10 protein-coding genes are annotated in these 12,458 nt (G+C 55.3%); 1 reads left to right on the forward strand and 9 read right to left on the reverse strand.

Translation table 11 applies throughout. The features are described from left to right. Window positions 1-260: 260 nt before the first annotated feature. The 8 genes from FD38_RS05070 to FD38_RS05105 form a co-directional block, all read right to left on the reverse strand. On the reverse strand, window positions 261-1,406 hold the full coding sequence (locus FD38_RS05070; RefSeq protein WP_057731927.1) for a CamS family sex pheromone protein: 1,146 nt from the start codon (window positions 1,404-1,406) through the stop codon (window positions 261-263). 18 nt (window positions 1,407-1,424) lie between these two features. Beyond that, a complete protein-coding gene (ligA, locus tag FD38_RS05075; protein WP_057731929.1) occupies window positions 1,425-3,476 on the reverse strand; it encodes an NAD-dependent DNA ligase LigA in 2,052 nt (683 codons plus the stop codon). A 521-nt stretch (window positions 3,477-3,997) separates the two neighbouring features. After that, window positions 3,998-6,250 (reverse strand): DNA helicase PcrA, encoded by a 2,253-nt coding sequence (gene pcrA / locus FD38_RS05080; protein WP_087741740.1) that lies wholly within the window; start codon window positions 6,248-6,250, stop codon window positions 3,998-4,000. Window positions 6,251-6,488: 238 nt separating this feature from the next. Beyond that, a complete protein-coding gene (locus FD38_RS05085; RefSeq protein WP_057731933.1) occupies window positions 6,489-6,932 on the reverse strand; it encodes a GNAT family N-acetyltransferase in 444 nt (147 codons plus the stop codon). Window positions 6,933-6,988: 56 nt separating this feature from the next. Next, entirely contained in the window at window positions 6,989-7,258 is a 270-nt protein-coding gene (locus FD38_RS05090) for a type II toxin-antitoxin system Phd/YefM family antitoxin (RefSeq protein WP_057731935.1), read from the reverse strand. A gap of 186 nt (window positions 7,259-7,444) precedes the next feature. Then, window positions 7,445-8,605 (reverse strand): ATP-grasp domain-containing protein, encoded by a 1,161-nt coding sequence (locus FD38_RS05095; protein ID WP_057731937.1) that lies wholly within the window; start codon window positions 8,603-8,605, stop codon window positions 7,445-7,447. Between the two features lie 522 nt (window positions 8,606-9,127). Then, window positions 9,128-9,703 (reverse strand): xanthine phosphoribosyltransferase, encoded by a 576-nt coding sequence (locus FD38_RS05100; RefSeq protein WP_057731939.1) that lies wholly within the window; start codon window positions 9,701-9,703, stop codon window positions 9,128-9,130. 101 nt (window positions 9,704-9,804) lie between these two features. Continuing rightward, window positions 9,805-10,716 carry a 1,4-dihydroxy-2-naphthoate polyprenyltransferase gene (locus tag FD38_RS05105; RefSeq protein WP_057731941.1) on the reverse strand — a complete coding sequence of 304 codons (912 nt, stop codon included), beginning with the start codon at window positions 10,714-10,716 and terminating at the stop codon, window positions 9,805-9,807. A 100-nt stretch (window positions 10,717-10,816) separates the two neighbouring features. Between FD38_RS05105 and FD38_RS05110 the strand changes: the two genes are divergently transcribed. Further along, window positions 10,817-11,794 (forward strand): polyprenyl synthetase family protein, encoded by a 978-nt coding sequence (locus FD38_RS05110; protein ID WP_057731943.1) that lies wholly within the window; start codon window positions 10,817-10,819, stop codon window positions 11,792-11,794. Between the two features lie 61 nt (window positions 11,795-11,855). Here FD38_RS05110 and FD38_RS05115 read toward each other — a convergent pair whose 3' ends face one another. Then, window positions 11,856-12,419 carry a hypothetical protein gene (locus FD38_RS05115; protein ID WP_152318940.1) on the reverse strand — a complete coding sequence of 188 codons (564 nt, stop codon included), beginning with the start codon at window positions 12,417-12,419 and terminating at the stop codon, window positions 11,856-11,858. Window positions 12,420-12,458 lie beyond the last annotated feature (39 nt).

Raw genomic sequence — 12,458 nt, forward strand, 5'->3', positions numbered from 1 at the left:
AATAGTGACACTTAAGTCTTCAAATGCTAGCGTCTTAGTCTGCTGGAGTTCAAGTCAAAATGGGCTCAGGGGTGAGATTTGTCTTAGCCGGCGTTTCTCAGCCGGTTTAGACAAAGGTCGATCTTTGAGACCTGAACTGTGGGCTCAAAGTCGTGCCCACCCACAACCCGTTTCCGCCCATTTTGACTTGACCGGAAGCCCCCCAAAAAACTTGCCCAAATAAAAACGGCCGCCCCACCGGACGACCGTTTACGTGCTGTTTAGTAACTGTTAAAGACGTGACTGGTGAACTTCTTTTCGTTCTTGGTCCGCGACAGGAAGCTTTGAATCCCATCCGTCGACGACACGGTAATATCGATTGGCACCCCAGACGGCAAGTACTTTTGCGCCGTGGTCTGCAGGTACTGGGTGAAGCTGATGATTTCCGTTTGACTGTAGAACTGCGTGGTGATGTTCACGTGCATCCCCGCCAACGATTTGCCATCGTATTGGGCTTGGGCCGTGACCCCACTCAAGTTCGGGAAGAAGTTTTCGACCTGGCTCTTGAAGTTGGAGAAGGAGCTGGCGTCGTTACTGTTCGGACTGCTCTGACCGCTCGACAACGGGAAGGTGTAGTTCTTCACGTTTAGCGGCGTCCACTTAGAAACGCTGGTGCTACCGGCCTTGTTGGTCGAGTAGGCCAGGAAGTTCCCGCCGACCAGACTATCGTTCGAGGCCTGGCGGTAAACGGCGATCACGATTGGCACGTTCTTCAACGCCGACTTTTGGCGCAAGCGTTTCAGCACCGTGTTCGCGGCTTTTTTGGCGTAGGCTTCGCCGGCCGCCTGGGTGATCTTGGTTTCGTAGGTCGCCCCGTACTGGGTCTTCTTGTAGTAATCCACGGAGTTGACCGCGATCCCGATGGTCACCCCACCCAAGGAGAGCTTGTTGTTCTTCTGGGTCATGTAGTCCTGTTCTTCTAGGGCCTGGATGTAAATCGGGTTCCGCTTGCTAGCCGACTTCGAGCCATTATCCGTGGGGTTCAAGCCCGTGGTATTGGACTTGGACTTACGGTCCAACCAGTTCTGGACCGTGGTACTGCTCAGGTACTGGCCTTCCTGGAAGACGTACTTCTTGGTGGAGAAGACCTTCTTGGAAACGTTCAACATCCCGTTTTCAAAACTCTTCAGGTTGTAAGTGTTCCCGGAGTCTTGGGTGTTGGTCACGCCCCGCGACTTGCTGACCTGATAGTGGCCACTTTGAATGACCCCTTCATAATCACTGTCGGTCGATTGCCCCGTTAACTGGGTACTGCCCGACTTACTCGAGCCGGAATTAGTCGACATGCTCGAATTACTCAAATCACCACACCCCGCCAAAACTAAGGGGACGGCGGCTAAGGCGATAAAGGTTCGTAACCGTTTCACGATTGTTTCCTCCTAAGATTATCCGTTATTTTCCGCCATGGCGTCACGCAACTGGGCTTCGTTCCACACCGGAACGCCCAGCGCTTGGGCCTTGGTCAGTTTACTCCCGGCCGCTTCACCGGCGATCAGTAGGTCGGTCTTTTTAGATACCGACCCGGTGACCTTGGCCCCGTGGGCTTCCAGCCAGGCCGTGGCTTCCGGTCGCGTCAACTCCTGTAACTTCCCGGTCAACACCACGCGTTGGTCGGTAAATTGGTTAGTCGGCGCCGTGACGGTCGGCCCGCCGGTGTAAGTCAGATTGACTCCCGCGGCGTCTAGTCGGTCGATCAAGGCTTGGGCCTGGTCGGTGGCGAAATAAGTCACGACGCTGTCGGCAATGATTTGACCGACGTTGTCGATGGCCGCAATCGTCTCGGCGTCCGCGGCCATCAGACTGCGCACATCGCCGAAGTGTTCGGCTAAGACCCGGCCGGCCTTGGCCCCCACGTGACGGATGCCCAGGCCAAAGAGTAACCGTTCTAATGAATTATGACGACTATTATCAATAGCTGTCAAGAGGTTTTGGGCGGACTTGTCCCCAAATTTATCTAAAGTTAACAATTGTTCGGTCGTTAAATGGTACAAACTCGCCACGTCGCTGACCAGCTGCTTGTCGAAGAGCTGCGCCACAATCTTGGGCCCCAGGCCATCGATGTTCATCGCGTTACGTGAGGCGAAGTGGTTCATCCCCTCGGCCAACTGCGCCGGACAACTAGGGTTGATGCAGCGCAAGGCGACTTCCTCGTCCAGATGGACCAGCTTGGCGCCACAAGACGGACAAAATTCGGGAATCGGGGCGGGTTGGGCGTCGGCCGGGCGTTTGGCCGCCACGAACTGGGAAATTTCGGGGATGATGTCGCCAGCCTTGTGTAACAGGACCGTGTCGCCCAACCGAATGTCCTTGGCTTCCAGATAATCCGGGTTGTGCAGCGACGCACGAGCTACGGTACTACCGGCCAACTGGACCGGGTCCATGGCCGCGGTCGGCGTAACAATGCCGGTCCGCCCCACGGTCCACTCGATGTCGCGGACCACGGTCTCCACCTCTTCGGGCGGGAACTTGTAGGCGATCGCCCAACGCGGTACCTTGACCGTCGCCCCGATGGCCCGCTGTAACGGTAACGGGTTGGCCTTGATCACGATGCCGTCGATGCCGTACGCCAAATCGGCGCGTTTCGCCTGGTACTGGTCGATATAGGCGGCCACGTCGTCCATGTCGTGGGCCACCTGGTAGGTCGGGTTGGTGCTAAAACCCAACTCAGCTAATTCGTCGAGTAAGCCACTTTGCGTCCGGGTATCCAACGGCTCGTAATCGGCGATGTTGTACATGAAGGTCGCCAATTTTCGGTCGGCGGTCACCTGCACGTTGAGTTGGCGCAGGCTACCGGCCGCGGCGTTCCGCGGATTGGCAAAGGGTGCCTCCCCTTCGGCTTCACGGCGAGCGTTGAGGTCCAGAAAGGCCTGCTTTGGCATGTAGCATTCGCCCCGCACGTCGATGGTCAGCGGCCGGCTCAGCGTTTTCGGAATCGACGGTAGAGTCGCCAGGTTGGCGGTGATGTCTTCGCCGATGCGCCCGTTGCCTCGCGTGGAGCCCTGGACGAACTTCCCGTTTTCGTACCGTAGGGAAATCGCTAAGCCGTCGATCTTGAGTTCGCAGTTATAGTCGAAGCCGGCTTCGTCCCCGTCTTCGGCGTCCACGTCCTTTCGTAACCGGGCGTCAAATTCCTTGAGTTCGTCGAGCGAAAAAACGTCGCCCAGTGACAGCATCGGGATGTCGTGGTTGACCTTGGGCAGGTCGCCGCGGGTGGTGCCACCGACGTGTTGGGTCGGTGATTCCGGCGTCACGATGGCCGGAAAGGCGGTCTCTAAGGCCACCAACCGCGCGTAGACCCGGTCGTAGACGTCATCTTCGACGGCCGGGGCGTCGGCGTCGTAGTATTGTTTCCCCCACTGGATGAGTTGGGGCCGCAGGTCGGCGGCTTCCGCGGCGGCCTGTTGTTGGGTTAGGTTCTGTACGGGTTTGTCAGTCATGATCTGAAATGCTCCCCCTTCAGGTTTTTATCAAGATTAAAAATTTGTTACTGTGGTGGGTCATTGGCGCTCCACGCCGTCGATTAGCGACTAGTAGTGGGCAGTCGACTCTGTTACGCTCACCCGGGTTATTGGTGGCAACGATTGGTCGCGTTCCATTTCAGTCGACGTTCCTTGCCCATCAACGTGGACGCTCCTCCACTCAACCATCAGTGCGCTACTAGGTCTCTCACCCGTAGCGACCAATCACCTCAACAGTAGCGTAACGGAGCCGACTGGATTAGCTATGGTGAAATTGATGTTAGTCGACGTTTCTTGTCGGCTTACATCAAGGTCGAGTTCCCAAGACTCGTGATCTTCGAGGCTTGGGAATCGTGCCCACCATAGCTAATCTTGCTCGGCGGAGTGAAGCGGCAATAGTTACCCTAATTTTACGCCAACTGGGTGGGAAATGTTACTTGCTACCCCCGAAAAAAACGCCACCACGGTCGCTGACCGCCGTGACGCTTATTAATTAAACTTTAGTCCACGCGTTTAATGGGCGCGAAGGCGGCCAAGAGCCGCTTAACACCCTGTTCTGGAAAGGCAATGTCGAGTTCGGCGTCTTCGCCGGTCCCACTGACCTTGACCACGGTGCCGACGCCCCACTTCTTGTGGCTGGCCTTGTCGCCAACGGTCCAGGAGACCTTGCCGGCCCCGGTACCCGTGTCGGTGGTGACCCGACCGGTCTTGCCGTGGTACGGCTTGGCGACCGCACTGGCCGTCCGCCGCGCAAACGGCACGTCCCGGCGCGATGGCGTCAGGCCACTCTTGCTTTCGCTGTAGTCCAGGTGCAGGAGTTCCGGATTGATCTCGGTGACGAACCGCGATTCCGGATTATTCTGCCGGCGACCGTAGAGCATCCGCGAATAGGCGTTGGTCAGGTACAGCTTATTTTGCGCCCGTGTGATGCCGACGTAAGCCAACCGCCGTTCTTCTTCCAGTTCGTCTTCTTCGAGCATGGCCCGCGACAACGGGAAGATGCCCTCTTCCAGGCCCATCAGGAAGATGACCGGGAATTCCAACCCTTTGGCGGCGTGCAGCGTCATCAGGGTAACCTCGGCGGGTTCTTCGTCGACGTCGTCTTGCGCGGACACTAACGCTAAGTCGGCCAGGAATTCGACCAACCGGTTATCGTCCTCGTCGTGGTCGGCCTGGTCCCAATCCGTGTCGAACTTCTGGGTCACGGACAGGAATTCCTCGATGTTTTCCACCCGGGTCTCGGCTTCCAGCGACTTGGCGTCCTTCAGGAGCTTCAGGTAGCCGGTCTTGTCTAAAATGGCGTTGGTGATGTCGGACACGCTGGCCGTTGCCGCCGTGGCTTGAACCTCGGCAATCGTGTGGCCGAACTTGTCCATGGCGTTGCGCGTCCGGGTGCTGATGTTGGTGGCCAACGTGATGTTTTGCGTGGCCTCCAGCTCCGTCCAATCGTTGTAATCGGCGAAGTCACGCAGCTTTTCCAGGCTGGTGGCGCCGATGCCGCGCTTGGGTTCGTTAATGATCCGTTCCAAACTCATCGAGTCGGCCGGGTTGGCGATCAGCGTCAGGTAGGCCAGGACGTCACGGATTTCCTTACGGTCGTAGAACTTGTGGCCCCCGACCATGGTATAGGGAATGTTGGCCTTGACCAGGGTTTCTTCGATCACCCGGGATTGCGCGTTGGTCCGGTACAGCACGGCGAAGTCACCGTAACCGCGGTGGTGTTGTTCGCGTTCCTCTTGAATCTTGGCCACCACGTAATGGGCCTCGTCGTTTTCGTTTTGCCCGCGGTAATACGAAATCTTGTCGCCCTCCGGATTTTCCGTCCAGAGGTCCTTTTTCTTCCGGTTGACGTTTTGTTGGATCACGTCGTTAGCCGCTGCCAGGATGGTCTTGGTCGAGCGGTAGTTTTGTTCCAGTAAGGTCACATGAGCGCCCGGATAATCCCGTTCAAAGTTCAGGATGTTTTCCATGTTGGCGCCCCGCCAACCGTAGATACTCTGGTCACCATCCCCGACCACGCACAGGTTGTCGTGCTTTTTGGCCAGCATGTTGACCAGCATGTACTGCGCGTCGTTGGTATCCTGGTATTCGTCGACGTGGATGTATTGGAACTTGTCCTGGTAGTAGCCCAGCACGTCGGCGTTCTGTTGAAACAGCTGAATCGTCAGCATGATCAAGTCGTCGAAGTCCATGGCCTGGTTGGCCTTAAGCGCCCGCTGGTAACGGTCGTAAACTTCGGCCACCTTTTGCTTGAAGGGGTCGCCCGCTTCGGCCGCCAACATGGCCGGCGTCTGCAGGGCGTTTTTGGCGTTTGAAATGGTGCTCAAGACCGAACGCGGGTCGTACTTTTTCACGTCCAAGTTGAGTTCTTGGAGGGTCCGCTTGATCAACGTCCGCTGTTCGCCGGTGTCGGCGATGGTGAAGGCGCGCGTGTAGCCTAATTTATCGGCATCGCGGCGCAAGACCCGCACACACAGGGCGTGGAACGTGGAGACCCAGACGTCGTTGCCGTCGGGACCCAGCAGCTTGATCACCCGCTCGCGCATTTCCTTAGCGGCCTTGTTGGTAAAGGTGATCGCCAAGATGTGCCACGGTAACACGTGGTTGTGTTCGATCAGATAGGCCACCCGGTGAGTCAAGACCCGTGTCTTCCCACTGCCGGCGCCGGCCAATACCAATAAGGGGCCTTCCGTCTGCAGGACGGCCTCCGTTTGTTTGTCATTCATGCCCGTTAACAATTCTTCTCCTGCCACCGTGAACACAATCCTCTCTGTAGTTAGTCCTGACTATTATACCAAAGAAACATACGTTCTGCTGAGTTCCCGGGGAATTTAAAGGAAAATTTGGCGGGAAAATTAAGGACTGACCACTGAGGACTAACCTCAATCCCGTTAACAACTAAAAACAGCTCTTTAAGGCTGGCGGTCTGTCCCCACCGAGCCTTAAAGAGCCATTTTTTATAATTATAAGTGTCCAACCAGCCTCTACGGGCTATCCCAGCCGCATGGTCAGCACCGGGTACGGCTGGCCCTGCTCGTCCGTGTCGCGACGGGCGACCACCTGAAAGCCCATGTGCTGGTAAAAGCCCAGGGCCCCAGGATTCTGTTCGTTGACCGTCAGTTGGTTGATGCCGTAGTGGCGAATTCCGTAGGTCAGGAGTTGTTTCCCCAGCCCGTGGCCGCGTTGGTCGGCGGCGATGAACAACATGTCGAGGTGTTGCTGGGTGAGCCCCATAAAAGCCACCGGTTCGCCGTCGTTATCCGTCAACACCACCAGCTTCGGCACCTGGCGCAGCGCCTGAGGCACGTATTCCTTGATTTGGGTCACCTCGTCACCCGATAAAAAGAGGTGCGTCGCGCGCACCGAACCTTCCCACAAGGCCACTAGTTGGTCGACCAGTAGTTGCGGGCGGGCCTGTATTTCGTGAATCGTCATGTCACGTCCCCCTCATCCGAAAAAATGACTACCCAGTCCGGGCAGCCATCGTTTATTTATTTGGCTTCGTCCAGCGCCCGCGGTAAGGGGGTCTGCTGGGCGTCTAACTCGCGGACTTGGCGCATCGATTCCTGAATCCACGCCTGGTGGGCCGGGTCACATAACACTAGCTGGTTGGCCCGGAGGTTGCGGTAATCCGCTTCGGAAATGATCACCACTTCGTCGCCATTCTCCGCCGTCACCGTCAAAGGCTTGCGGCGGTCCGTCACCCCATTTAAGTAGTGACAAACCTTGCGTTGTAACTCCGTATCCGTGATGTGCTCCATCGTCAGGGCCTCCCTTAGCCGTTTGGTTTCTCGAATTACGTTAATCATACCCGATAGCCCCGCGAAAAGCTTCCCAAACGATTTACCAGCGGCCAACCCTTTAAGCCACTAACTTAACCAGCCCCTGATAACGTTAAAGAGACCCGTGAGCAAGTACGCTCGGGGTCTCTTTTTGTAAATGCTGCCTTAATCCGTTGGGGTATCGTCTTCGTCCGCATCGTCGTCCGACCAAATCCCGGTATCGTCGAGCTGGTCTAACATGGTCTTGACCGAATCCCCCGTCACGGCAATGTGGCCCATAATGTCGTCAGGCCGCTGGTTGCGCAGGTGATAGAAGTTAAAGTGCCAGTTAGGTTTAATCTGCCACTGGGTCCGCATGGCCGGTTGTTGGCTGACCATGAAGGCCACCGTGACGGCCGGCGTCAAGATTTGCGGCGTCGCCAACGGTAAGCCGCAGACTGCCCGCAGGTGTTGGTCGAACTGGTCGACCGTGGCGGCCACGGCAAAGACGTAGCCGTTTTCGCTCGGGGCCGGCGTGATTTTCTTGACGTAGATGGCGCCACTCTTGGTCAGGTAGAAGCTGACCTCGTAGACCCCCACGTAGTTGACGTGCTTGCCGACTTCACCCGCGATGCGTTGCAGTTCACTGGCGACGGCTTGGTCCACGTTGGCCGGGACCCAGGTCTTAAACGGCCGGTCGTCGATGGATTGCGCCTCGGTAATCGGGAACAATTGTTGGTTCCCCGCGGCGTCGCGCGCCACGATCAAGGAGTATTCCTTGGCGTAGGCAATCTGGGATTCCAAAATGTAGGTCCCCCAGTCCAACAATCCGGCCGCCTTGGCGATGTCCGTTTGGGTGCGAATCACTAACTCGCGGCCCCGCGACCATTCCTTTTGAATCGGCTTTAACACGCACGGGTAGCCAATCGAATTAACGGATTGGTAGACGTCGTCGAGACTAATAATCGTGGCGTACGGCGCAATATTGACGTTCAGTTGTTCGAAGAAGGCCCGTTCGAGTAAACGGTCCTGCATCATTTCCAACAGATCGCTACCTTGCGGGATCCGGGTGAATTGGGCCAAGAACTTCACGACGTCGGTGCTGACGTGGTCGGAATCGTAGACCACCGCCGCACAGCTCTCCGCAAAATGTTGTAACTTGTCCTTGTCTTTAGCGGTGCCCACTGCCTTGAAATCGGCTAGCTGTAAGGCTTCGCCGGTTTCATCGGCACCGTACGCCCCGACGCGCAACCCCATCTTCCGGGCCGTCGTGACCAACATCGCGGCGTTCGCGCTGTTGCCAATCACCCCAATGGTATCTCCTGGATATAAGACTGTATTCGCCAATTTACTCCCTACTTTCCACGTTTAATTTTATCTTGATTTTAAATCTGTTTGGTTGAGAATTGTCGCTGCGCTCCGTCGAGCAAGATTCGCTATGGTGGGCACGATTTCGGAGCCCACCAAACCCGCGGTCTCCGAAACTCGGCCTTAATGTAAGCCGACCCAAAACGTCGACTAACATTAATTTCACCATAGCCAATCCAGTCGACTCCGCTCCGCTAAGTTGGTGGATAATTCACTAAAATAGTGGTCTAACCGACAACGACTGACTTGTAACCCACTAATGTCACTCCGAGTCACTAGGTTAGCGGAGGCCAAGTCAAAATGGGCTCAGGGGGAATGGTCCCGTCTTAGTCGGCGTTCTTCAGCCGGCTTAGACAAAGGTCGAACTTTGAGACCCGACCTGCGGGCTCAAAGTCGTGCCCAACCACAACCCGTTTCCGCTCATTTTGACTTGGCCGGAAGCGAGAAACCTCATCTAACTTAAGTTTAAAGTTTTGCCGCGCCGGATACAAGCACGATTCCCTAGTCTTGCGCGAAGGTCACCGTGCCGTTCTCGAACTTGGCGATGCTGGCCAACGCGACCAACGGAATTCCCGCATCCTGGACCAGTTGGTGACCCTTCTGGAAACGTTTCTCGATGACTACGCCCACGCCGGCGACCTTGATTTGCGCCGTTTCGGCGATGTCCAGTAAGCCCTGGACCGCCTGGCCGTTCGCCAAGAAGTCGTCGATGATCAAGACGTTGTCGTCGGCACTCAAGAAGCGCCGGTCGATCGAGATATCGTTATTGACCTGCTTGGTGTACGAGTAGACCTTGGCCGTGTACAGGTGGTCAGTCAGCGTCAGACTCTTGTGTTTCCGGGCGAAAATCATCGGCACGCCCAGGTGTAAGGCCGCCATCACGGCCGGCGCGATGCCGGAAGACTCGACGGTGAGGACCTTGGTCACCCCGGCGTCGGCGAACTTGCGGGCGAACTCGGCGCCCATCTGATCCATCAGTTGGGGGTCGACTTCGTGGTTCAAGAAGTTATCCACCTTCAAGACGTTCCCGGGTAAAATCGTGCCATCCTTTAAAATGCGATCCTCTAAAATTTTCATAATAGCCTCCAAGCTCTCGTGTGCCGTTTAAACTGTTAACTTCTATTCTACCCGACTTACCTTAAAAAGCACAACGACCGCGGCCAGAATTTTAGGAAGCTTTAAAGCGATAATAGTCCGAGCCCTTCACAAACCACCGTGAAGACCGCTAACAGGCCCAAATTCCGCACAGCTAAAATAAAGGTTTCCTTTTTGACCTGGACCTGAAAGAACGCGTGGATGTTCTTGCCCACGGGAATCGCACTGATCAGCGCTAGGAGCGACCAGACCGGCAAATCCCCCAGCAGGACGCTGGCCACCAGTGACAGGTAACCCACCACGTAGAAGCCGGCAAAGAGCCACAACGCGCGCCGCTTACCGATGAAGTACACGATGGTGGTCCGGTTGAGGTCCAGGTCCTCCTGGGCGTCACAGATGTTGTTGGCTAGCAGTAACGCGGCGATGGCCATCACGGCCACCCCGGAGGCCAACAGGACCCGCCCCCATAGTGCCAACGTTAGGTCGTTGGTCTGGTAGAGGTTCAGGTAGACGGTAATCGCCATGATCATGAAGCCCATGGTGAAACCGGCGAAGAATTCCCCGGTCGGCGTCCCGGACAACGGCTTGGGCCCACCGGCGTAGAGGTAGCCCACCAGAAAGCAGAAGATGCCCATCACCAGCAGCGGCCAGCCGGTCAGCCAGACCAGATACAGCCCAATCAGCGCGGCCACCACCGTGAAGCTGGCCATCAGGGCGAAGATGCCGTGGACGTTCAAGTGGTGGACACCAATAATATTGGTATGTTTTTTCCACTCGGCGGCTTGATTATCGTCGGCCTTGGTGTAGTCTTGGTAGTTGTCGTTGATGTCCACGGCCATGTTGAACAGGAACATGGCGATAAAGAACAACAGACTGACGCCCGCATTTAACCGACCATAATTATGGAAGACAAAAATCAATCCCAATAAAAACGGCCAAACCGATGCAATTTTGGCCTTGATTTCGACCAATTCTAGAAAAACTTTCAAATTCACGCGACTTTCCCCCAGTTTCGCCACCCCACTAGGGCAGCTTTGTTTGACAACGTTTCCAGTTGTCGGTAAGATTAATTTTGACTAACGAACGAGGTGCAGTATGGATCGACAACTTTGGCGGCAATTCCCGCAGGTTGAGCCAGAACTCAACGCGTTACAGCCCTATCTGCTGGATGCGGTAAAATTGACCAACCAACCTATCCACAATAAAATATTAGCCTTATTGGAATCCGGCGGCAAGCTTCTACGTCCCGGGTACTTTTATTTATTCACGAAATTTGGTGACCAGATACCCGCCGAACGCTTACGGGCCGGGGCCGCGGCGCTGGAAATCCTCCACGTGGGCACGTTGATCCACGATGACGTGATCGACGGCTCCCCCACCCGCCGCGGGGTGCGGACCATCCAGATGAAGTACGGCCAGCGTAACGCGATCTACGCCGGGGACTTCATGTTCACGGTCTACTTCGACCAGGTCTTAAAATCGACCAGCGATACATACCTGATTCAAAGCCACATCAACGCGATGCACAAGATTCTGACCGGCGAGCTGGGCCAGATGGCGTTGAACTACCGCGAGGACGCCACCCTAGACGCTTACCTCAGTGAGATTGCGGGTAAGACGGCCGAGTTGTTCGCGCTGGCCTGCTACCAGGGAGCGATGTTGACCAACGCGCCGCAAGCCGTCCAGGACAGCGCTCGGCCGATTGGCGAGGCTATCGGGAGCGCCTACCAGATGTTAGACGATATCTTGGACTACGCGGGCGACCCCAAGAAGACCAGGAAGCCGATCTTAGAAGACCTGCGTTCCGGCGTGTACTCGTTGCCGCTGTTGCTGGCACTGCCTAAGGCTAAACGTGACTTCCACCAATACCTGAAGAAACGCCAGGACATGACGGAAGCCGACATCTTGGCTGTGCGCGAATTGGTCACCCAACACGGTGGCGTCGAAGCCGCGCGGCAGTTGGCCACCGAATGGACCGACAAGGCGCTGGAACTGATTGCGGCGTTACCCGCTGGGAGCAGCCGGGACGCGTTGGCGCGATTGACGGGGATGTTATTGAAGCGGGATCACTAAAAATCTAAAGAACACGGGAAGACGAACGGCTACGTTCATTTTCCCGTGTTCTTTTAACATTTTAAATCGCTTCTAAAAATTCCGGAAAGGTTAATAGCTTATCTTCCCGTTTAGCACGCTCAATTGCTTTTCCATTGAGTGTAAACAAATAAATATCACTAACCGACAAATAATCTTTATCGTCCGTAATGACATTTTTCACACCATTTTCACGAATAATATTAATCATCATCGCATCAGTTGGGTCCAAATAAGATTCTGCCAAAGTTTCCACGAAGTTTGATTCCGTAATATAATTCAAAACTTCTTCAAACCTATCGGATTCAACATCATCCGTATAAGTTTCGACCTGTTTTAAACAGTTATCTATCGCCGAAATCACCACCTGACGTTCAGTAGTAAGCTGACGATAGGCCTTACGCGGTAATCGGTGATGAGTATTCTGGTAACCCTGCCAATTGTATCGATCGATTAAGTTAGCCAACTCCGAAAAAGATAATTTTGAGCGAAGCAACTTCGTCCGAGCGTCATTCAACAAACTGGATAACACCTGCGGATACAAGTTGACCAATTCAGGATTCGCTTCGTAGGTGATTTTGTACCAAATGTTACCTGAATTATTCACCAGAAACTCCAAAATCCCCATCAAACACATGATTCAAGT

It is taken from the genome of Levilactobacillus zymae DSM 19395, assembly GCF_001434115.1.
Lineage (GTDB): Bacteria > Bacillota > Bacilli > Lactobacillales > Lactobacillaceae > Levilactobacillus > Levilactobacillus zymae.